Consider the following 21,659-nt stretch of genomic DNA (forward strand, 5'->3'; position numbering starts at 1 on the left):
TCCTGAAAAATAATAATGAATAACAATAAAACTCATGCACGTCGCTGAAGCGATTTTGCGTCAGTTCTAAACCACTAGGATAAACGAAGATGACGACAAGCTCATTACCTAAAACTGCATTAGGCCATATCCGGGTACTCGATTTAACCCGTGTTTTGGCTGGTCCATGGTGTGCCCAAAATCTGGCTGATCTTGGCGCAGAAATCATCAAAGTTGAACGTCCTGGTTGTGGCGATGATACGCGGAGTTGGGGGCCTCCTTATCTAAAAGATGGCGACGGCAACAGCACCACTGAAGCCGCGTATTATCTGGCCGCCAATCGCAGCAAACAAGCGATCACGGTCGACATTGCGACACCAGAGGGGCAAGCTATTATCCGCGAGCTAGCAGCAATTTCTGACGTGGTACTGGAAAATTACAAGGTCGGTCAGTTGAAAAAATATGGCCTCGACTACGAATCGCTCCGTCAGGTGAAGCCTGATCTGGTCTATTGCTCAATCACCGGCTTTGGTCAGGATGGCCCGTATGCACATCGTGCTGGCTATGACTTTATCGTACAAGGAATGGGTGGCTTTATGTCGCTCACGGGTGAACGGGATGATTTACCTGGCGGCGGACCGCAAAAAGCAGGGATTGCAATTACCGATCTGATGACCGGCATGTATGCCACGATCGCTGTCATGGCTGCCCTCACCCATCGCGACCGTACCGGTGAAGGTCAGTACGTTGATATGGCCTTGCTGGACGTGCAAGTAGCCATGCTGGCAAACATGAATATGAACTACCTCACAACGGGCAATCCGCCGAAACGCTGGGGCAATGCCCATCCGAATATTGTGCCTTATCAGACCTTCGCGACCGCCGATGGCCACATCATCGTCGCCGCTGGTAACGACGGTCAGTACAAGAAATTTGTGCACGCCGGTGGTCGCTCGGAACTGGCTAAAGATCCGCGTTTTAGCACCAACCCTGCCCGCGTACAACACCGAGATACCTTGGTGCCGATCTTAGCCGATATGGTAAAACTGAAAACCAAGGCAGATTGGCTGATACTTCTGGAAACGGCAGGTGTCCCTTGCGGCCCAATCAACAAGCTTAATGAAGTATTTGAGGATCCACAGGTAAAGGCGCGACAGATGCAAATCGACCTACCCCACCCGACTGCAGGCACAGTCAAGCTCGTTGCCAGTCCGATGAAGCTATCTGCTACGCCCATCAATTACGCCAGTGCACCACCACTGCTCGGACAGCACACAGACTCGGTATTACAGCGTCTTTTAAATTACGACGCAAATCAGTTAGCTTCGCTCAAAGAAAAGCACATCATCTGAGCAACGTCGACTCATAGTATTGCGTTGAACGTCTTCCCCTCTGCTAACGCCCGGGAAAGACCTCATATATCGTGAGTGCATTTCCCGCCATGCTGCACACGTTTGGCGACAAAATAAGACACATTGTCGCCATTGACTTGCGTTTTGCATGGATAGACTCATACTCTTCTGACATCTTAATCCAGCAAACAATGAAAACAGACGCATCATGGGCCTCGTTCAACAACTCAGCAATCAATGGCAGCGGTCATTGCAGGTAATCCCACATAGTTTGCTGAGAAAATTAATCAGCGAAATACCTAGGTTACTGCTTATCAATTTATTCTGTACTTTGCTGGTGACTTTTGTCCTGCGAAATGGCAGTTCAATTTTTGAAAATTGGGTTTTTTCGAATGCAATCGGCCTTTGCTGCTATGTCCTCATTCGTAGCGTAAGCTATTACTTATGGCGGGCAACACCACCAACGATGCTCGCGTTTTATCTACTCAGCATCGTTTTAGCACCAATCGGATTTGTTTTCGGCTCCATGATTGCTGCGACGTTATTTTCTTATCCGATCACGAGTGTTTTACGTTTCCAAAGTAGATTTATATCTGCGTTTGTCGCGCTCACTTGCCTCATCAGCGTGGTTGCAACATGGTCGTTCTGGAACAAAATAAAAATAGCGGAACTCATTGCCAACGCAGAAAAAGAAAAAGCCCGGACTGCCGCCATAGAACGCCAGGCAATGCAGGCGCAACTCCAATTACTGCAGGCGCAAATTGAGCCACATATGTTGTTTAACACACTGGCCAACTTACAAGGTTTAATTGCCATTGATCCTGAGCGCGCACAACACATGTTGACGCAGTTGATTGTGTATTTGCGAGCAACTCTGAGCACATCTCGTGCAGAGAACACATGCTTAAAACAAGAATTCATCTTGATTGAAGCCTACCTTGATTTGATCGCTATCCGCATGGGTAAACGCCTGCACTACACGCTCAACTTACCGCTCGAACTTGAACAAGAGAAGATCCCGCCGATGCTTCTACAACCTTTGGTTGAGAATGCGATCAAACATGGTCTTGAACCCAAGATCGAGGGCGGGACCATCAATATCAGCGCCAGCAAAGAAGCTGATTCGTTGAGACTGGAAGTGCGTGATACAGGTCTGGGATTGCCGTTTAATTATCAAGACGTCCCTTTTTCCACAGAGTCTACCCAAGTTGGCAATGCCAACATTCGAGAGCGACTATTCGCATTATTTGGTGAAAAGGCAGCATTTAGTCTGATGTCTCATGTACCTGAAGGTGCTGTGGCCATCGTCACTCTCCCCCTCTCAACCTGAGACAGCCTAGTTTGTATAGAGACGAATTATTATTCATGATCAATCAGCAGCCAACTATCAAAGCCTTAATCGCAGAAGATGAACCCATTTTAGCCTTGACCTTGCAGCGTATGCTCGGCAGATTATGGCCCGAACTTGACCTCTCAAATGTCGTTGAGAACGGTATTGAGGCAGTTCACACAGCGCTCGACCGCTTACCTGATGTACTTTTTCTCGATATTAAAATGCCAGGAAAGACAGGTCTGGAGGTCGCACAGGAATTAGCGGAAGAATGGCCTGCAGAGCAACCATTCCCAATGATCGTCTATGTAACCGCCTATGACGAATTTGCGATCAAAGCATTTGAAACGTGCGCCGTGGATTATGTGCTCAAACCTGTGAGCGAAGAACGTTTACAAAAAACAGTGCGACGCCTTCAATCGCATTTTCAAGCGCGCGTTCCAAACACGAGCGATCAACGCAATCCAGAGAGCGAACTGGAGCGTGTCATTGCCCAATTGAGAGAGCTTCATCAAATCGCCCATCCTCAAACTGGGGCACAAAATATACCCGTAGCAGAAAAATTAGCCGTCATTCGCGCTGCCGTTGGGAACAATATACGGCTCATTCCTGTCGAAGAAGTGATCTATTTCGAAGCAACAGATAAATACATTAATGTTGTGACAGCCGAACATTCTTCTCTGATACGCAGTAGCCTGCGTGAGCTACTCCCCCAACTTGATAGCAGCCTGTTCTGGCAAATTCATCGTAGCACCGTCGTGAATGTCAAACGAGTAAAGATGGCACACAAAGATGAAGCTGGTAAAATCACGCTAACATTAAAAAATAGTGAAGACAAACTCACTGTCAGCCGTGTATACGCGCATTTATTCAAACAAATGTAGCTGTAATGCAGGCTCATTGACACTTTCACGGCTACGCCTCATTTAACATAGGCGCTATGCGACACCACCACAATGGTTTTGCATAGTTCCTATAACAAACCATTGAACTTAACATGACATCAGCGTCTCAATTGCAATTGCAATGGCAATGCGTTCCATTTTCTGAACTGACTAACCTACAGTTACACGAAATCTATGCAGCACGTTGTGCCGTGTTCATACTAGAACAAGCTTGCCCCTATCAGGATATCGATGGAAAAGATCCGCAGTGCCATCACCTCATCGCCTGGGGTCCAGAAGGCGAAGTCGCTGCTTATACCCGCATTGTTCCAGCTGGACTCAGTTTTACAGAACCGTCGATCGGTCGCGTCCTGAGCGGTAAAAAATGGCGCGGCAGCGGTATTGGGAAATTACTAATCAGTAATAGCATCGCTGCTTTACGTGATCTCTATCCCAACGCAGCGATACGCATTGGTGCGCAAGCCTATCTGGAAAAATTTTATGGTAGCTTTGGCTTTGAGACCGTCAGCGAGATGTATCTAGAGGATGATATTCCACACGTAGATATGCTACTTGCTGCACCAGCGATTGAAAAGGATTGAGCAATTTGTGGGCATTTTCAACTATAATTCTGCCAAATCAATGACTTACTGAATTACATATTATGCCGGTAGCAACACTTTCCCCTGACACGCCCTACGTTAATATCTCAGCTTATAAATTTATCACGTTTAATGACACCGCTGAAAAGCGCCAGGCGTTTATCGATAAATGTAAAGAACTCAATCTCAAAGGCACCATATTATTGACCCCTGAGGGCATCAATATGTTCCTGGCGGGATTACGTCATGAAATTGATGCTTACATGGATTGGCTCCATACTGACCCGCGCTTTGCCGATATCGTTGCCAAAGAGAGCTTTTCGGATCGCCAGCCGTTCACCAAATTACTGGTGAAACTGAAATCAGAAATCATCACCATGCGCATGCCGTTGATCAAGCCTGAAGAAGGACGCGCGCCGTTTGTAGAACCGAAAACCTTAAAACGCTGGCTCGATCAGGGACACGATGACAATGGCAAACCCGTTGTCATGGTGGATACACGCAACGATTTTGAAGTGGACGTTGGTACTTTTGACAATACGATTGACTACCGTATTGCTAAATTCACCGAGTTCCCAGCTGTCATTGAAGCAAATCGCGATGCATTGAATGATAAAACAGTAGTCACTTTTTGTACCGGCGGTATCCGTTGTGAAAAAGCGGCCATCCATATGCAAAATGTCGGCTTCAACGATGTATATCAGCTCGAAGGCGGTATTCTGAAATATTTTGAAGAAGTCGGTGGCGACCATTATCATGGTGACTGCTTCGTGTTCGACTATCGCACCGCCTTGAACCCTAAGCTCGAAGCAACTGACACCAAGCAATGCTTTGCATGCCGCGCGGTAATCACGCCACGCGAACAGTTATCTCCTTGGTACATACCAGGAAAATCATGCCCGCATTGCAAAAAAGAATCCGTTCAAATCGATAGTAATCATCAAGGTGAAACGAGCAGCGCTGTATAAGATTGCTTTTCCTTGTTAGAAAAAACAAAAGCCTTGCATCCATCTAATGCAAGGCTTTTTTCTAATGTCTGTGATCCGCTACGCATTGGTACTACTAGTCAAACACAAACAGGCTTCTCTCAAACAGATTTCTTGGGGCGAACCTGATTACGGCCCCCAGTTTTAGCGGCGTAAAGCCATTCATCTGCGCGATTGACAAGACTGTCGATATTATCCGTCTCCGTCTTTTGCGCCACACCAAAACTCGCGGTTATTTTTAAGCTTTCACCGCCTGCGATGATGACTTTCAACTCGTTTTCAACACGACGACGCATCCGCTCTGCAACCGCAATGGCACAAGCCAAACGCGTTTCCGGTAAGACCACTACAAACTCTTCTCCGCCATAACGAACTACCCAATCTACGTCGATGCGGATTTCTTCTTTCAAACAATGCGCAAAAGCAACCAAGACTTTGTCACCAACAGAATGACCATATTGATCATTGACTGTCTTAAAAAAATCAATATCACAAAACACGATAGACAACGTTCTGTCATAGCGGTTAGCGCGTTGTATTTCGCCGGGCATACGCTCATTGAATAACTGTCGGTTATAACACTCCGTCAGACCATCTGTGATAGAAAGTTGCTTGAGCGACTCCATTACTTTTTCTAATTGTCCTGTACGCTCCATCACTAATGCATCCTGATTCAAAATATGCTGTTTAATACTGTTCTGCATAATTTGAAAACCTTCAAATACAAGATCTATTTCACTGTAGGCATGCGCGATGGGTAAATGGAGTTGTACGTCACTAGATAGCTGATCCGCCTGAATATTTCGGACATACGTGGCGAGCTGACGCATCGGACGTTCGAGATCACGGCGCAAAATTGCTACCACTGCTGTCAGGATGAGGACTACGAGCAGCAACACCTCGATCGTGACAATCAAAAAACTTTGAATTAACTCTCGGCGCAAAATACTGGAATCAACGACCAGATCTAATGTTCCTACCACCCCCGCATTGTCGACTGGCGCTGGGATATCAAACGCCACATGCTTGCCACTTGCGATCAGACTGACGTTACCCCCAACAAAACTCTGTCCCGTACTGGCTTTGACAGAGACATAAGCAATGGAGGTGTTTTTTAAAATTAGACCAATTTGCTTCTGTATTGCTTGTGATTCGATATCCCAGATCGCGACTGACAATAAAGGTAAGTGGGTATCGGCTACATCTCTGACAGCGGCATTAAAATTTTTCTCGATCGATGTATAGCTGAGCCATGCCTGAATACTGCTGAATGCAACAACACACAGCAGCACCCATTTAAAGACACGACGTATCAGTAAGGTCGCGATGGGTTGAAGGGTGGCTGGATTCATTTCTGTTTTTCACTTTGCATCAATAGTTGTTTGAAACTAAATTCGTATTTCTTCAAACTAGGATGATATATTTTACTAAATTTCTTAAAATCAACTTGATCAAAATTCAACTTACCAAACAAACTTTCAAAACGTTGTGCATTCTCTCGATCAAATAAAATAAACATGGAGCGCTCCAGCTCCAGTCCCTCGTCGACAAAATCCTTACCATGGTGATAGTCGTACAGCATGACTAACGCAAATGCACCAGCAACGAAATGTCCGCCAGCCAAAGCACTCATCGTACCGGACTCAATGGCAGTCAACGCTTCTGATGAGGTATTTACCCCGCTAAAAAGTGCATCCTTACCCGGCACTCCGCCAATGGCACGCCAACTGTCCATCGCACCAAACGCCATCAAATCATTACCTGCCCAGACCAAGTGTTTTCCAGGATAGCGTTTAAACAGCCACTCACTTTGTACTTTTGCCTTGCTACGACTCCATTCGCCATAAACTTCCTGATCAAGCACTACATTTTGCGCTTCAGCAAGAGCGCGCCGCATACCATTATTGCGTTTCAAGGAACTCGTGGTCGAGCGGTCTCCGGCAATCACAAGCATGTGCAACTTGCCATCATGACCAAACAAATGCATCGCTTCACCGCGCTGTATCAGTTCATGGGCAGTCAGATAACCTGCATCTTCGGATTTCGGTTCTAGCGAGCCTAGCCATCCTTCGTAGATCTGTCGAGGACCACCAACCAGTTCACGTTCATGCGGATCAGTAATACCGCTATAAGCAAAAAAAGTTTTAATTTTTGCAGCATCAAGAATGCGCATCGCTTCCACGCCGACGGCATAATCATTAGAGAGAATCACATAATCAGGTCGCGCTAAAACTGGGCGTGCAGCAATTTCTTTGGCGAATGTCAGCGTTTTCAGGTGATCGCGCTCAGAATAGAGCACTTCAAGTTGAACACCTAGGCTATGTGCGGCAGCAGACATACAATGGGCAGCGGTAACCCAGTAGACTTCATCTGATTTACCCGGATTTAGGAACGTCACCGACATGCCAAAACTCAACCCTGGGGACAGGATCAGCCAAAGCCCTATTATCCGACAACAATGCCACAATTTCATACTCACTCCCGACGTCCGGCATGGATTACAGGCATGTCAATTCAAACTACGAATTTAGAATCAGGCACAGTTTTTTACGACAACAAATTGATCATCCGGATAAGCATACCCTTCCAATAAAAAGCAGAACTGTCCTCTCTACCATGCATGTAATTTTTTTAGGTATGCATTTTGGACTCTTTTGAGATGAAATTTGATCACTTCACAAAAACTCACAATTTCACTGAGTCATTAATTATCATTAAGACTAGATACCAGTTCAAAATATGTTGTTGCAAACTCGCAATTGCTATTTTAAAAATAAAGATAAGCCGTTGTTTTTAAAGATTAAAAAAAAATCTTCATTTTTTCGTCCTTGAAATACCAGCACCTCGCCCATATAATTAGCACTCGTTGGGAGAGAGTGCTAACAAAGTCTTTCCCCAGCTTAAAATGAATTCACTCGTAATTACTCGCAAATTTAAAGGAGCTTGTATGAACCTTCGTCCCCTGCATGATCGTCTGATCGTAAAACGTCTGGATCAAGAAACAAAAACTGCATCCGGTATCGTTCTGCCTGACGCAGCAGCAGAAAAACCAGATCAAGGTGAAGTATTAGCCGTTGGTACAGGTAAACAATTAGATAACGGCACTGTGCGCGCCCTCGAAGTAAAAGTTGGCGATCGCGTATTGTTCGGCAAATACTCTGGCCAAGCTGTCAAAGTTGACGGCAACGAAGTTCTGGTCATGCGCGAAGAAGATATCTTCGCGATCGTACAGAAGTAATTCCTGTATTCCTAAGCAATCAGAAATCCTCAAGATTCCGGAGAAAATAACATGGCAGCTAAACAAGTAATTTTTGGCGATGACGCACGTGCGAAAATCGTTAATGGCGTAAATATTCTGGCAAACGCAGTTAAAGTAACACTGGGCCCTAAAGGCCGTAACGTCGTTTTGGAACGCTCTTTCGGCGCGCCAACAGTGACTAAAGACGGTGTTTCCGTTGCTAAAGAAATCGAACTCAAAGACAAGTTGGAAAACATGGGCGCACAGCTCGTGAAAGAAGTGGCTTCCCGCACTTCCGACAACGCTGGTGACGGTACAACAACAGCGACTGTATTGGCGCAAGCAATCGTTCGCGAAGGCTTCAAATACGTTGCAGCTGGTTTCAATCCAACAGACTTGAAACGTGGTATCGACAAAGCAGTTGTGGCTATTGTTGCAGAAATCAAAACTCTGTCCAAGCCAACAACAACGAACAAAGAAATCGCTCAAGTTGGTTCTATCTCTGCTAACTCTGACCAAAACATCGGCGACATCATCGCTCGTGCCATGGACAAAGTAGGTAAAGAAGGCGTGATCACAGTTGAAGATGGCAAATCTCTCGACAACGAACTCGACATCGTTGAAGGTATGCAGTTTGACCGTGGCTACTTGTCACCATACTTCATCAACAACCCAGAAAAACAATCCGTAATTCTGGAAAACCCATACGTTCTGCTGTTCGACAAAAAAATCTCGAACATCCGTGATCTGCTCCCAGTTCTGGAACAAGTGGCAAAATCCGGTCGTCCACTGTTGATCATCGCTGAAGATGTTGACGGCGAAGCACTGGCAACGCTGGTTGTGAACAACATCCGTGGCATTCTGAAAACAGCTGCTGTTAAAGCGCCTGGCTTCGGTGACCGTCGTAAAGCTATGTTGGAAGACATCGCTATCCTGACTGGCGGCCAAGTGATTGCTGAAGAAGTTGGTCTGACACTGGAAAAAGCGACATTGGCTGATCTGGGTCAAGCTAAACGTATCGAAATCGGTAAAGAAAACACAACAGTGATCGACGGCGCAGGTCAAGCCATTGGTATCGAAGCACGTGTTAAACAAATCCGCGCTCAGATCGAAGAAGCAACTTCTGACTACGACCGCGAAAAGCTGCAAGAACGCGTTGCCAAATTGGCAGGCGGCGTTGCAGTGATCAAAGTTGGTGCTGCAACTGAAGTTGAAATGAAAGAGAAAAAAGCACGCGTTGAAGATGCATTGCATGCAACTCGTGCAGCGGTTGAAGAAGGCGTTGTTCCTGGCGGTGGCGTGGCTCTCTTGCGTGCACGTGCAGCAGCTGGCGTCATCAAAGGCGACAATGCTGACCAAGAAGCTGGTATCAAACTGGTTCTCAAAGCAATCGAAGCACCATTGCGTGAAATCGTTGCTAACGCCGGTGGCGAACCAAGCGTTGTTGTTAATGCAATCCTGAACGGCACTGGTAACTTCGGTTTCAATGCTGCGAATGACACTTACGGTGACATGATCGAAATGGGTATTCTGGATCCAGCTAAAGTAACTCGCTCTGCATTGCAAAATGCAGCGTCTGTTGCTGGCCTGATCCTGACGACTGATGCTCTGGTTGCTGAATTGTCTGAAGACAAACCAGCAGGCGGCATGGGTGACATGGGTGGTATGGGCGGTATGGGTGGCATGGGCGGTATGATGTAATATCGCTTGCTGCTCGCTACAGAGCCGCAATCATCAAAGCCCCGCAATGCAAATTGCGGGGCTTTTTGTTTGATGTTCGCCTGTGGTGTTGAAAAGAAAAAGCTTAGAAACACTCGCCACAGAGGTAATAAAAAAAGAACGCGCTACTCCCCACTCTCGCAGCAACTGAATCACGCACGGAGATTCCAATCACGCTACTTAACAAATAATTATCTATATCGTTTTTCTTTTATCGCATTGCATCACAAGCAAATTGTGGTTTTCTCCCAATGATGCTTGACAGTAAGGTGACAGGCTTAGATACTGCGGCACCTGAAAGAAAACTTTCATTTTTTATCGAGTAATGTCGCTTATTTGACATATTTTCCCAAATAAGCGTCCTGCCCTCGTTTTATGTCCTATTACATGATGCTGGAGACATGATGGCGCTGCAACACTTATCCGAAGAGCAGATCAAGACCTGGACCCGATCCCAAAAGGATGAATGGTGGTTCAACAATATTTACCGTGGCGACATGGCGCAATTGACACTGCGTTCGGCGCTGACTGGTTTCATACTAGGTGGCATCTTAGCCTCGACCGCTTTATATATTGGCGCAAAGACCGGTGTTGGCATCGGGGTTGGACTGACCTCCGTCATTTTGGCATTTGCCATGTTCAGGTTACTGGCGCAAGCAGGTTTGGCAAGCGACTTCACAGTTCTTGAAAATAACTGTACTCAGTCAATTGCTACAGCGTCCGGCTACATGGTTTCACCATTGATTGCCAGTCTGACCGCTTTCATGCTGGTCAGTGGAAAGATCATCCCCTGGTGGCAAATGATGATCTGGATGATCATCGTTGCAATCTTAGGTGTGCTGATCGCCTTTCCGATGAAGCGTCGCTTTATCAATGAAGATCAGTTACCTTTCCCCGAAGGACGAGCTTGTGGTGTTGTGCTGGATTCTTTATATACTGGTGATGCAAACGTTGGTATGTTCAAAGCACGCTTATTGGGAATGACGGCAGTATTTACAGGTTTGTACCAAATGATCATCAGCGACGGCTGGATGAAACTAATACAGCTCAAAATCCTGCGCATGGATCAATGGGCGGGCATGAAAGAAGCTTGGAACCTGCATGAGCGTTTTGACGACTACTATTACGCTGCCATGGTCAAATATGACTTATGGTCACCGAAGATCGCTGGCGTTGACTTCCGCACACTGGGCCTGCGCTTTACCGTTGATGCAGCGATGTTTGGCCTTGGTGGTTTGATGGGCATACGCGTTGCCAGCAGCGTGTTGTTGGGCGCATTCATCAATTTTGTCATCCTGGCGCCAATCATGATTAATCAGGGCGACATTGCACCGCGTATCGGTATTGATGGTCATGTTGTTGCGCTGACTCGTGCAGAAATTGTAAACCAATGGTCTCTGTGGTGGGGCGTATCGATGATGGTGGTTGGATCTATGGTGAGCTTGTTAGCGAAGCCGGAGATCTTTACCAATGCGTTTAAAAATTTGAAGAAAAAAGCAACGCCCGAATCAACAAGCGATGTATTGAAAGACATAGAATTGCCGCTATGGGTGTCGTATATTGGTGTGCCAATTTTCAGCGTAATTGGTGCGGCAGTAACACACGAGTTTTTTGGTGTTTCATGGTTGCTTTCTTTCGTTTCTTTACCATTAATCTTTGTTCTCACCATTATTGGCATTAACTCAATGGCCTTGACTTCCTGGGTACCGACGGGGGCATTGTCAAAAATCACGCAATTCTCAATTGGCGCAATTGACCATGTGAATCCGGCCAACAATATCTTGCCTGCAGGTATGACTGCAGAAGTTGCGATGAATGCGTCGAATCTGCTATCTGACATTAAACCCGGCTATATGCTCGGTGCAAAGCCACGTCAGCAAGCAATTGGCCACGTCATTGGTATTTTTGCTGGTGCACTCGCTTGTATCCCACTTTACTATTTGCTGTTCTTACCAGCGGACGCAAACGGTGTTCGTAGTACTGCAAGCATTTTGAGCGACCAATTTGCATTTCCGGGAGCGGTGCAATGGAAAGGCGTTGCTGACCTGATTGCGAAAGGCGTGCATAGTCTGCATACCTCCGCAGTGATCTCCATGATCGTAGCAGCGATCAGCGCCATCGTAATCGAGGTCGCAAAAATTGTGACCAAAGGACGCTTCCCCTTATCGGCCGTATCAATCGGCCTTGGTGTTGTGTTGCCACCAGAGTCTAGCCTGGCGATGTGGATAGGCGCGATGGTATTCTGGTACATGGGTCGTCGCAATGCGACACCGGGCACCAAAGGCTATGACTACTGGGTCGATGGCTGTGAACCGATCTGCGCTGGTCTTGTGTCTGGGGCGGCGTTGGTGGGTATTGGAAATGCCATCATCAATGTGTTAATTTAAACCATCCTACCGGACTAAAAGCCCCGCTACAATGCGGGGTTTTTTTATGAGCGTGGCGGCATCCATTGCATTTGTTGCTCAACAAAGCCGTCAAAAGCGTCAATTAACGGCCAATACTTCGCTTCGTTCTGCTCCAGACGCATTAACGCGTAAGTACTCGCTTCGAGGCTCGATAGTTGATCTGGCTTGTGGGCTTTGCGGATGCGGTAATGCGACGCGGGCATCGCGCTCAGACTGAGACGTGGCAAACTTTGCAATAGCGGATTGAGATAGAGCATTTTCCGGCTTTTTCGCCAGGTTGCATCAAGCACGACCAAGCGGATCGTGCGTGGATCAAGGTCTTCCTGCAATGCTGGAGCCCTCTCAATAACCAGATCTGACGCCTCATTATCGCCGATATCAGGATAGAGCAACACTGGTTGCAGCGCCCCAGCGTTGCTCCTCATCATCGACGGGGCATAGAGCGCGTCCGATAAGTGTTGCTGTTCGAATTGCTCGCCCACCATCATCACGGAGGTCTGCAAACATAAATCCAGTAAGCGTGCACTACCTTTTGCGTTACCAACCTCTAACGGATGTTGCAGTACGAGCACTTCAACCTGATTGATAATTGTCGTTGCCCAGCGACAAATACAATTAGTCAGTGGGCGCTGACATCGAGAGCAAATTGCTCGGGTAGTACTGGTAGGCGGTGTATTGCCAGCAATCATCATCATTTCAATCGTTTTAATTAGGTCATAGCGCCATTGTACGGCAGACAAATTAACTTACTACAAGTGATCGATGGTACATCAATGCAACATGCTTTTACATTGCTTCAGAACATCTAGTCACGGCTTCGACTATCATATCAACATCAATCACGTATTTATGTTTTCCAAATGAAACCCATCCGTTTAATCTCTATCGCTAGCGTCCTCCTTTTCTCTGCCTGCGGCGGCGGTGGAGGTACAACTACGTCGACATCGACGACGCCCGCGTCGACACCTCCAACGTTGCAACAAAAACCTGGCGTATTAGCAGCTAATCTGGGTTTAACTAAACGATTGTTAGTTGGTTTAGGCACGACAACTGTGGCGGATATTCAGGCGCAAAATATCAAGGTCGATATTTACGACCAATATCTGACTGGCGTCGGTAGCGGCGCCTGGCCAACCTGGAACAGCCCGACCGGCGCTTACGTGCAAATAGTTGCAAAAAACGCTGCATCTCTGGGTGCTGTTCCCATGTTCACTTTGTATCAAATGGCTGCCAACGGTGATGGCAACCTGTCGGTACTCACTAATGCGACGTTTATGAATGCGTATTGGAGTAACGTCAGACTGTTATTTCAGCAGATTAAAACATACGGCAAACCAGTGATTGTCAACTTTGAGCCTGATTTTTGGGAATACGCGCAACGTGCAAGCACCAATGCCGATCCAACCACGGTCACTGCACTCGTCAACTCAAATACTGACTGTCCCAATCTGGCCAATAATGTTGGTGGCGTAGCTCAATGTCTGCTTCTTACTGCGCGTACCTACGCCCCGAACGCGTATGTCGGTTTTCCGCCCTCATTATCATCAGACTTATACCCAGCGTCGGTGAGCTTTATGCAAAAACTTGGTGCTGGAAACGCAGATTTTGTTGTAATGCAAACCTTAGATCGTGATGCAGGTTGCTTCGAGGAAGTACCACAACCATCGTACTGCACCCGCGCAGGCAGCGGCTGGTACTGGGATGAAGCAAATGTCACTAAACCGAATTTTACGCAAAATCTGGCTGAAGGTGCTAGCTTCAATTCCACACTACAACTCCCGTTACTCTGGTGGCAAACGCCGCTCGGCACGCCATCTGCTACACCGGGCGGCATTTCAGGACAATGGCGTGATAACCGTGTTCACTATTTCTTGAATCACACGGCTGATTTAGTCAGTGCAGGTGCAGTCGGTATCGTCTTCAGCGCCGGCGAGGTGCATCAAACCACTATTAAAACCGATGGTGGTCAGTTTAAAACGCTATCAAACAGCTATTTCTCTTCACCGACCAGCTTACCCTGATGGGTTCAAGAAGTTGACTGCAGTAGATCCGTCAATGCTGGAAGCAATGACGGATAACGAAATACATATCCAAGTGTCTGAATTTTTGCGGGAACGACACGTTGGCCGCCCAGTAATAATTCAGACATCTCCCCCATCGCCAATTTCAGCAGCAGTGCAGGCGCCACGAAAATAGCCGGACGATGCAAGGCTTTACCTAATAAACGGGTAAATTGGCGGTTTGTCACAGGTTCTGGCGCCACCATATTAAAGCAACCGGCGGCGTTCTCATGTTCAAGCAGAAACAAGACAATTGCAATGTAGTCCTGGATATGAATCCAACTCATCCATTGCCGTCCATGTCCAATTCTTGCACCGAGCCCCAGGCTAAATGGGAGCCGCATTTTTTTTAACATACCTCCAGCGCTGTCCAACACCAACCCAGTTCGCAAGATACACGTACGTAGCCCCAAGGAAGCTGCGGTCATCGCTGCCGCCTCCCAGTCAACGCACAAATGCGCGCCAAAGTCACCGCCCGCGGCCGACTGCTCGCTTAATAGTACATCCCCACCGTCACCATAAAAACCAATCGCCGAACCACTTAAAAACACCTTAGGACGATACCTTGCCTGATGAATTTTTTGCAGAAGTGCCTCGGTGAGTTCAATACGACTTTGACGTAAGAGCTGCTTACGCCGTTCAGTCCATCGCGCATCGACGATAGGCTCGCCGACCAGATTAATGACAGCATCGAATCGCGAATCAGGAAGATACTCATCAAGACTGGACATCGGTTTGACGTTATTGCCACAGAGTTGTGCGACTTGCTGAGGGCGGCGGCTCAGGACTGTCAACTCATGACCACCAGCGATGAGCGCAGCACATAAGCGACGACCAATCAAACCCGTGCCACCCGTAATTAAAATTTGCATGTTTTCTCTGTCTTACTGTTGTGCATTAAGGAGATCAATCACGCTAATTAGACATGGAAGCCCTATTTCAACGCAATTCTTCAATAAGCTTTAGATTATCATCAAAACTCCAGATTCGTCGGATCTCTAACACATCGTATTGCGCAGCAATCTCTGGCGGAAATGCGGCGAACCTGGCATTGATACGGACAATATTGCGTACTGCCCGATCAATATCTTCCCTTCCACTCGAACGTAAAATGGTGACTTGCTCGACGCTGCCATCACTACGGATCGCAACGCTCACTAGGGGATCAGCGCGTACTTTATTGCTGGCGCTCTGAGAGTAATTCAGATTGCCATTGCGTTCTATTTTCTGCTTCCAACTATCAGCATACATACGTAACTGTAGATTTTTTTCACTACTGTTAATGATCGTATGGCGGCGGGCCTTTTCATCAAGCGTCGGCGCAGGTAGATTCCCGGGCAGCAGCCCTAAGCCCCGCGATGATTCTCGCGCACGATTGGCAAGATCACTACTGAGTAAGCTTTTCGGTAAAATCAATGCCGTTGTAGTAGCGTTACTGTTATTAGCTGCACCATGTGTACTACGACTGCCAAAGAGATCCTCATCGGAAGCAGTTCCAGCATACGCTGATCGCGTCTGGATTGCACTGTGATTGTTTCCCCCCTGGTTGGTGGTTTCACTGTTTTTTGACAACAACACCGCTTGTGCGGCAAGTGCCGCTTGGGCAGCTTCTTGTTGAGCCAGCATTCTGGCTTGCTGCTGACGTTGCATCTCAGCTTCTTGCACTGCGCGTCGTTCGTTTTCTTCCCGCTCTTCATTTTGCTGGCGTGAGAGCGCCATCGCCTTCAAGCGCTCTTTGCGTTGCACGTCTCGTTGGCTTAATTCCTGTTGTAATTGTTGCTCGATCTCTTCATCCACTTGTCGAATATTCTCGGTACGCTGCGCTTCTGCTTTCGATAACACTGTAGCATTCGATGCGTCTTGTTGCGCTCGGCGTCTATTTTCTTCGGCATCCAGTTGCTGTTTCAATGCTAACGCGGCAAGTTGTTCGCGTCGTAATTGTTCCGTCTGCAGGTGGCTCTCCTCATCTAATTGCTTGATGATTTTTTCATGTACCGAGGTATCTTGATGATGCATCGTCACAAGGCTGTCCATGCGCTTTAGACGCTCCGCTTCTTTCTTCTGACGTAAGCTGTCATCTGCGTCATAACGGGCTACGCTGGCTGGCGCTACATCAGGTTCTGCAAGGGGCGGCAGCGTTTTTTCTTCATGCGTGAGCTCTGTCTTTGCTTGTGTTTGCGCGACCGTTAAAGGCTCTGGTGATCTTGGTACAATTTCCTGCGGTACATCCTCCTTTTTTATCTCATCAGGATCTCGGACGGCAACAACAAAATTTTCATCCTTTATGACGTCTTGTGCGATCAGATCGGGGATTTCACTAACAGGTACTTTATGCGCACGGGTGGCTCGCATAACGCTAGCTGATTTTCTTTGAAGGTACTTCTCAGATTTCTGTGCGGATTTCTCTACATTTTTCTCTGCATATGGGGGAGGTACTTTGGCCGCAACAAACGGAGCAACCAGTTGTAAGCCATGTATTTCAGCTGGAGTGACTGTCACTGTAGGAGTAATGGGCTTGTTTTGCGACTCCAGTGCCGCAGAAGGCTCTACCTGCGACGCAGATTGCACCGTATTTTCTACTGACTGAATTGTCAATACCATCGCTGTTGGCGCGCCTGTCTGTTGACTTAACGACGCCTCCCCGCCGCTGATGCCACCACTTGGAATCGCAAATTGCAGAGAGAGTAATAAGGCATGTAAAAGCAAAGAGGCGACAATTGCAATCGTCAGACGGCGTTTTACCTCGCTCGGTAATTGATGGTTATTTTTGCGAGGAAACAGATTCATGCAAGCTTAATTCATCCAAATAAAATTATCAGCGATAGTCGACCAAGATCATTAATGTACCATCCACCCAAGCACTTGACATCTTTTTAGCTAATAAAACATGATCTACTTCCGTGCTGATGCCTAAGCGTCAAATTTAACATGTAGCGCCAGACACCTGTGCCGATTTCATCCACTCACGGTCCGATTCAGAGCAAGACATTCTTGGATAAGACGACGTATCCTAGCGTCATTGATATCAGACAAACTCTACTATGAAAAAAATACACATCATTGACTCCCATACAGGGGGAGAGCCCACTCGCGTGATTATTGACGGTGGCCCTGAGCTTGGTGGCGGCAGCGTCGCCAGACAATTAAACGTATTCAGAGAACAATTTGACCACTACCGTAGCGCGACAGTGTGTGAACCAAGGGGGTCGGATGTACTGGTCGGCGCACTTGCCTGCACGCCAGTTGCGCCCGATTGCGTGGCTGGTGTCATTTTTTTCAATAATGTCGGCTATCTTGGCATGTGTGGACATGGGATGATAGGTTTCATCGCAACGCTAGCCCACCAAAAAAAAATCAGCGTCGGACGGCATCGTATCGAAACACCCGTTGGTATCGTCGATACCGAACTGCACGAAGATCACTCTGTTACCGTACACAACGTTCCGGCCTACCGTTTCCGACAGACGGTTAGTGTTGAGGTCGCCGGCGCGGGTCTCGTTCACGGTGATATTGCATGGGGTGGTAACTGGTTTTTTCTGATGAGTGAACACGGACAAGAACTGAGTCTGTCCAACGTCGATGCGCTAACCGACTATTGCTGGCGCGTACGCTGTGCGCTAGAGGCAAACGGCATCACGGGAAAAGATGGTGCGCTGATCGATCATATCGAATTATTCGGCACGGCCAGCAATCCAGATAATGACAGTAAGAATTTTGTCTTGTGCCCAGGCAAAGCCTATGACCGCTCACCCTGCGGTACAGGCACCAGTGCCAAACTTGCGTGTCTGGCAGCGGATAGAAAATTAGCCCCCGGAGAACAATGGAAACAAGAAAGTATTATCGGCAGCGTCTTTATCGCCTCCTATCAGACTGGGCAAGAAAGTGCAGAAGTGCACACGATGAATCCATCCAGCAAGTCAACATCGACCATTTTACCTAGCTTGCGCGGGTCCGCTTTTGTCAATGCTGAAGCAAGCTTATTACTCGATGAGTGCGATCCATTTGTCTGGGGAATCAGATAAAGCCGGACTGAACTTTGTCGCCACTAATAAGACAAATAATGATGAGACTCACAGATCGCTGATGGATCTGTGAGTACTAGTGATCGATCAGAACTTCGCGATACTCTCTGGGTGTCATCCCAACGGTCGCTTTAAAAACACGTGAAAAAGCACTGTGATCCTGGTATCCACAAGCAAGTGCAATATCAGTAATACTGAGATCAGGCTGACTCAGCATCGTTGACGCTGCATCTAGGCGAATTTTGACCATCATCTGGCGTGGTGTGAGTGAAAATATTTTGTGAAAATTTCTCTCAAGTTGCGCCAACGACAGCCCCGTCAGTGTCACAAGATCCGCCATTTTGATCTGCTGTGCATGATATTGGTGCAGATGAGCAACCGCAGCAGCAATTTTTTCATAGACTGGATCTTGTTGATCGGGGCTGGCAAGGTCTCGGGAAATTCCTGTCATACCAATAATTTTTTGGCGGTGATCGCGCAAGGGAATTTTTTGTGTCAGACACCAGCCTGGTGAACGATTTGGATAGAGATGCAATTCGAGCTGGTCTCGAAGCTCCCTCGATCCACTTAAGACCAATGCATCTTGTGCCGCATAATTAGCGGCTAATCTGCTGGGGAAAACGTCGCTGGCAGTACGTCCAAGTAAAGCTGATTTTTCTCGCAAACCACAACGCCGCACAAGGGTTTGATTAACAACAACGTACCTTCCCTCACTATCTTTCACAAAAAAAACAATATCTGTCATGGCATCAAATAACGCTTCCGAAAAGAAAGTATCGCCGACTTGGGCAGCTAATTCTTGGCGTTGCAGATCCCCAGATTGATCACTTTTTTCCATTATTTGATATCCCCTAGAACGAACCCCATGATATAGCGAAATTTGATGCCTAATTTTACATTGCGATTTAAAAAAAGAAACTTCATACCGTATTTCACATTTAATAAAAACGTCTGATACAAGTTAATATTTGAAAAAATCAATTTAAACAGAGTAAAATTCGGAAGCAAGTTGATATGATCAATTTGAGATATATTAACCATCAATTGAACTCAGCCCATGCCTATCAATCAAGAAAATTCTGATCCTGTGGAAAAAAAACGTGCCGCAGACGTCGCCTACGATGCGCTTGAAAGCATGATCGTCACGATGGAATTGAAACCCGGCGCGCCAATTATCGAGGCAATGCTGATCGAAAAAACGGGTCTCGGTCGCACGCCGCTGCGTGAAGCACTGATGCGCATGTCATCCAACGGCCTGATATTGCAAATGCCGCGCCGTGGTCTAGTTGTTAGTGATATTGACGCATCGGCACATTTATCGCTCATCGACACACGCCGCGTATTAGAACGCTTAATTTCACAAAACGCGGCGCAGAAAGCCACGCAGCAAGAACGCAAAGAGTTAGTTGCCAGCGCAGAGCACATGTTAGTCGCAGCTAAACGACGCACGCTTGCAGAATACATGGCGGCAGATCAGGCGTTCGATCAGATTGTACAAAGCGCGTGTGGCAACCCCTCTGCGGTTGCAGCAGTGATTCCACTGATCATTAAAAGCCGTCGTTTTTGGTATGCGTACCAGCATGAGGGAGATTTAGAAGAATGTGCCCGCTGTCATTTACTTGTTGCCAAAGCGATTGCTAAAGGAAAAACGGAACTCGCTACGAAGGCTATCGACGGTTTGATGGATTATTTAGAGTCATTCGCACGAAACGTACCAACCTCAAACTAACGATGCGCAACCTTCATGTGATGGTCATCGGAAAGAGGACGTCAGTAGCATTAAGCTGCATTAACGCTGAATCAACACTGAATCAACAATGAACTAGCGCTCGTTTTGCGTTAGTTCAGCATTCCGCCTCATTCCTGATCGCCGGTTTCTGGTTCCATACCGGTTTGTACACTCTTTCCCTGCCCCAACAACACGGGAGGTACATACGTTGCCAGTAAGTGTTCGCGACTCGCTGGGGTTTCCAGACTGACGCGACCCAGCGCGCCGCTACGATAATCAATCAATAAGGTGTGTGATGCTTTCTCAAAATCCCAGTCACCACCTTTGAGTTTGTAACCCCGCTTCATGGCGACGCCTTCAATCACAGCAACGGCATCCATACCTTCCAGATTAAAACCGTAGCGCGTGACTAAGGATTTTGGATAGTGGAGCAATAATTGTTCTGCAAGAAAGGTCGCAATCTCTTCTTCAATTAATGCGTTGATACCAATCGCATGGCTGGCAGCCAACATCAGACCATCGGTCGGATGCTCAATCTTAGGCCACAACATACCCGGCGTATCAGTCAAAATCATGTTTTTTCCGAGATACAAACGTTGCTGTGTTTTAGTTACCGCAGGCTCATCACCAACGTTGGCAACACGTTTTTTCAGCAAGGCATTCATTAACGTTGACTTACCAACGTTAGGAATACCCATGATCATCATACGTAATGGTTTCGTCGGCACACCACGATGTGGCGCCATTTTTTGGGCAAAACCAGGGACTTTTGCGACATCCGCAGGCTTTTTGCAACTCATCGCGACGGCGAAGACGTCTTTTTGTGCGTTATAAAAATCCAACCATTGCTTGGTCGCGTTGGGATCGGCCAGATCCGCTTTATTTAAAATTTTCAAACATGGACGCTGGCGAAATACGCGCAGTTGTTCCACCATGGGATTGCAACTGGCTTGCGGAATGCGGGCATCCAGCACTTCTATCACCAGATCGGTGTTTTCCATGGTTTCCGCCGCTTTTTTGCGGGCGGCGTTCATGTGGCCGGGGAACCATTGTATGGACATACTTATTCTTCTTTTTTGCTAAATCAAAGCGATATTGTACGGAAGTCTGTCGTGATTGACCCAAAAGTTTGTCTACTACCCCGAAAATTTATTGATTTTGGAACATATCACGCTCATCGTTGACTCGCACCATCTCCAACGACATACAACAAAAATCCGGTCAATGAACTGACCCCATTTAGTTGGACAGTTTAATTGCTATGCTACTAAGGGCTGATTTCTGTATTGCACAGGACTCAGCCCTTTTAATTTCATTTTGATGCGGTCATGATTATAGTATCGAATATAG

At 47.1% G+C, this 21,659-nt stretch carries 19 protein-coding genes; 11 read left to right on the plus strand and 8 right to left on the minus strand.

The window, feature by feature from the left end:
* The first annotated feature begins 89 nt into the window (after positions 1–89).
* From ACO0KV_RS15440 to ACO0KV_RS15460, 5 genes are all read left to right on the plus strand, one after another.
* Positions 90–1,331 (plus strand): CaiB/BaiF CoA transferase family protein, encoded by a 1,242-nt coding sequence (locus tag ACO0KV_RS15440; RefSeq protein WP_423043601.1) that lies wholly within the window; start codon positions 90–92, stop codon positions 1,329–1,331.
* 208 nt (positions 1,332–1,539) lie between these two features.
* Positions 1,540–2,661, plus strand: coding sequence for a sensor histidine kinase (locus tag ACO0KV_RS15445; protein ID WP_423043603.1), 1,122 nt, complete (start codon positions 1,540–1,542; stop codon positions 2,659–2,661).
* 35 nt (positions 2,662–2,696) lie between these two features.
* The gene (locus ACO0KV_RS15450; protein WP_423043605.1) at positions 2,697–3,545 is read left to right on the plus strand and encodes a LytR/AlgR family response regulator transcription factor; all 849 of its coding nucleotides are present in this window, start codon (positions 2,697–2,699) and stop codon (positions 3,543–3,545) included.
* Positions 3,546–3,658: 113 nt separating this feature from the next.
* Positions 3,659–4,147: a GNAT family N-acetyltransferase gene (locus ACO0KV_RS15455; protein ID WP_423043607.1), complete on the plus strand. Its 489-nt coding sequence runs from the start codon at positions 3,659–3,661 to the stop codon at positions 4,145–4,147.
* A 62-nt stretch (positions 4,148–4,209) separates the two neighbouring features.
* On the plus strand, positions 4,210–5,115 hold the full coding sequence (locus tag ACO0KV_RS15460; protein WP_423043609.1) for a sulfurtransferase: 906 nt from the start codon (positions 4,210–4,212) through the stop codon (positions 5,113–5,115).
* Between the two features lie 119 nt (positions 5,116–5,234).
* Here the strand turns inward: ACO0KV_RS15460 and ACO0KV_RS15465 are convergent, their stop codons facing one another.
* On the minus strand, positions 5,235–6,485 hold the full coding sequence (locus ACO0KV_RS15465) for a GGDEF domain-containing protein (protein ID WP_423043611.1): 1,251 nt from the start codon (positions 6,483–6,485) through the stop codon (positions 5,235–5,237).
* The gene (locus tag ACO0KV_RS15470; protein ID WP_423043613.1) at positions 6,482–7,537 is read right to left on the minus strand and encodes an ABC transporter substrate-binding protein; all 1,056 of its coding nucleotides are present in this window, start codon (positions 7,535–7,537) and stop codon (positions 6,482–6,484) included. The genes ACO0KV_RS15465 and ACO0KV_RS15470 overlap by 4 nt, the downstream gene beginning before the upstream one ends.
* Before the next feature lie 543 nt (positions 7,538–8,080).
* On the opposite strand from ACO0KV_RS15470, the gene groES reads away from it, so the two are divergent.
* The 3 genes from groES to ACO0KV_RS15485 all read left to right on the plus strand — a co-directional run bounded on the left by groES (position 8,081) and on the right by ACO0KV_RS15485 (position 12,477).
* Complete coding sequence (gene groES / locus ACO0KV_RS15475; protein ID WP_423022935.1) at positions 8,081–8,371, plus strand: co-chaperone GroES; 291 nt, start codon at positions 8,081–8,083, stop codon at positions 8,369–8,371.
* A gap of 51 nt (positions 8,372–8,422) precedes the next feature.
* Positions 8,423–10,072: a chaperonin GroEL gene (groL, locus tag ACO0KV_RS15480; protein ID WP_423043615.1), complete on the plus strand. Its 1,650-nt coding sequence runs from the start codon at positions 8,423–8,425 to the stop codon at positions 10,070–10,072.
* A gap of 419 nt (positions 10,073–10,491) precedes the next feature.
* A complete protein-coding gene (locus tag ACO0KV_RS15485) occupies positions 10,492–12,477 on the plus strand; it encodes an OPT family oligopeptide transporter (RefSeq protein ID WP_423043617.1) in 1,986 nt (661 codons plus the stop codon).
* A gap of 44 nt (positions 12,478–12,521) precedes the next feature.
* Here the strand turns inward: ACO0KV_RS15485 and ACO0KV_RS15490 are convergent, their stop codons facing one another.
* On the minus strand, positions 12,522–13,238 hold the full coding sequence (locus ACO0KV_RS15490) for a tRNA-uridine aminocarboxypropyltransferase (protein WP_423043619.1): 717 nt from the start codon (positions 13,236–13,238) through the stop codon (positions 12,522–12,524).
* Positions 13,239–13,358: 120 nt separating this feature from the next.
* Here ACO0KV_RS15490 and ACO0KV_RS15495 point away from each other — a divergent pair, with 120 nt between their 5' ends.
* Entirely contained in the window at positions 13,359–14,519 is a 1,161-nt protein-coding gene (locus tag ACO0KV_RS15495; protein ID WP_423043621.1) for a hypothetical protein, read from the plus strand.
* A 5-nt stretch (positions 14,520–14,524) separates the two neighbouring features.
* On the opposite strand, the gene ACO0KV_RS15500 is transcribed toward ACO0KV_RS15495, so the two are convergent.
* Together ACO0KV_RS15500 and ACO0KV_RS15505 are read right to left on the minus strand one after the other, a co-directional pair.
* Entirely contained in the window at positions 14,525–15,430 is a 906-nt protein-coding gene (locus ACO0KV_RS15500) for a TIGR01777 family oxidoreductase (protein ID WP_423043623.1), read from the minus strand.
* Between the two features lie 67 nt (positions 15,431–15,497).
* Positions 15,498–17,345, minus strand: coding sequence for a TonB family protein (locus ACO0KV_RS15505; protein WP_423043625.1), 1,848 nt, complete (start codon positions 17,343–17,345; stop codon positions 15,498–15,500).
* A gap of 254 nt (positions 17,346–17,599) precedes the next feature.
* On the opposite strand from ACO0KV_RS15505, the gene ACO0KV_RS15510 reads away from it, so the two are divergent.
* Positions 17,600–18,580: a 4-hydroxyproline epimerase gene (locus ACO0KV_RS15510; RefSeq protein ID WP_423043627.1), complete on the plus strand. Its 981-nt coding sequence runs from the start codon at positions 17,600–17,602 to the stop codon at positions 18,578–18,580.
* A 76-nt stretch (positions 18,581–18,656) separates the two neighbouring features.
* Here the strand turns inward: ACO0KV_RS15510 and ACO0KV_RS15515 are convergent, their stop codons facing one another.
* Entirely contained in the window at positions 18,657–19,418 is a 762-nt protein-coding gene (locus ACO0KV_RS15515) for a helix-turn-helix domain-containing protein (RefSeq protein WP_423043628.1), read from the minus strand.
* A gap of 219 nt (positions 19,419–19,637) precedes the next feature.
* Here ACO0KV_RS15515 and ACO0KV_RS15520 point away from each other — a divergent pair, with 219 nt between their 5' ends.
* The gene (locus tag ACO0KV_RS15520; RefSeq protein WP_423043629.1) at positions 19,638–20,309 is read left to right on the plus strand and encodes a GntR family transcriptional regulator; all 672 of its coding nucleotides are present in this window, start codon (positions 19,638–19,640) and stop codon (positions 20,307–20,309) included.
* A gap of 128 nt (positions 20,310–20,437) precedes the next feature.
* On the opposite strand, the gene ylqF is transcribed toward ACO0KV_RS15520, so the two are convergent.
* A complete protein-coding gene (gene ylqF / locus ACO0KV_RS15525; RefSeq protein WP_423043631.1) occupies positions 20,438–21,370 on the minus strand; it encodes a ribosome biogenesis GTPase YlqF in 933 nt (310 codons plus the stop codon).
* Positions 21,371–21,568: 198 nt separating this feature from the next.
* On the minus strand, positions 21,569–21,659 hold a 91-nt coding region (locus ACO0KV_RS15530), incomplete at its 5' end, for an IS3 family transposase (RefSeq protein ID WP_423042293.1).

Origin of the sequence: Undibacterium sp. RuRC25W (genome assembly GCF_049339825.1) — a bacterium.
Lineage (GTDB): Bacteria > Pseudomonadota > Gammaproteobacteria > Burkholderiales > Burkholderiaceae_D > Undibacterium.

Bases quoted from the DNA above. Each gene is read 5' to 3' on its own strand.
- ACO0KV_RS15485 (WP_423043617.1), top strand. From the start codon at position 10,492: ATGATGGCGCTGCAACACTTATCCGAAGAGCAGATCAAGACCTGGACC.
- ACO0KV_RS15450 (WP_423043605.1), top strand. From the start codon at position 2,697: ATGATCAATCAGCAGCCAACTATCAAAGCCTTAATCGCAGAAGATGAA.
- groL (WP_423043615.1), top strand. From the start codon at position 8,423: ATGGCAGCTAAACAAGTAATTTTTGGCGATGACGCACGTGCGAAAATC.
- ACO0KV_RS15520 (WP_423043629.1), top strand. From the start codon at position 19,638: ATGCCTATCAATCAAGAAAATTCTGATCCTGTGGAAAAAAAACGTGCC.
- ACO0KV_RS15460 (WP_423043609.1), top strand. From the start codon at position 4,210: ATGCCGGTAGCAACACTTTCCCCTGACACGCCCTACGTTAATATCTCA.
- groES (WP_423022935.1), top strand. From the start codon at position 8,081: ATGAACCTTCGTCCCCTGCATGATCGTCTGATCGTAAAACGTCTGGAT.
- ACO0KV_RS15470 (WP_423043613.1), bottom strand. From the start codon at position 7,537: ATGTCGGTGACGTTCCTAAATCCGGGTAAATCAGATGAAGTCTACTGG.
- ACO0KV_RS15455 (WP_423043607.1), top strand. From the start codon at position 3,659: ATGACATCAGCGTCTCAATTGCAATTGCAATGGCAATGCGTTCCATTT.
- ACO0KV_RS15465 (WP_423043611.1), bottom strand. From the start codon at position 6,485: ATGAATCCAGCCACCCTTCAACCCATCGCGACCTTACTGATACGTCGT.
- ACO0KV_RS15500 (WP_423043623.1), bottom strand. From the start codon at position 15,430: ATGCAAATTTTAATTACGGGTGGCACGGGTTTGATTGGTCGTCGCTTA.
- ACO0KV_RS15510 (WP_423043627.1), top strand. From the start codon at position 17,600: ATGAAAAAAATACACATCATTGACTCCCATACAGGGGGAGAGCCCACT.
- ACO0KV_RS15445 (WP_423043603.1), top strand. From the start codon at position 1,540: ATGGGCCTCGTTCAACAACTCAGCAATCAATGGCAGCGGTCATTGCAG.
- ACO0KV_RS15505 (WP_423043625.1), bottom strand. From the start codon at position 17,345: ATGAATCTGTTTCCTCGCAAAAATAACCATCAATTACCGAGCGAGGTA.
- ylqF (WP_423043631.1), bottom strand. From the start codon at position 21,370: ATGTCCATACAATGGTTCCCCGGCCACATGAACGCCGCCCGCAAAAAA.
- ACO0KV_RS15495 (WP_423043621.1), top strand. From the start codon at position 13,359: ATGAAACCCATCCGTTTAATCTCTATCGCTAGCGTCCTCCTTTTCTCT.
- ACO0KV_RS15440 (WP_423043601.1), top strand. From the start codon at position 90: ATGACGACAAGCTCATTACCTAAAACTGCATTAGGCCATATCCGGGTA.
- ACO0KV_RS15515 (WP_423043628.1), bottom strand. From the start codon at position 19,418: ATGGAAAAAAGTGATCAATCTGGGGATCTGCAACGCCAAGAATTAGCT.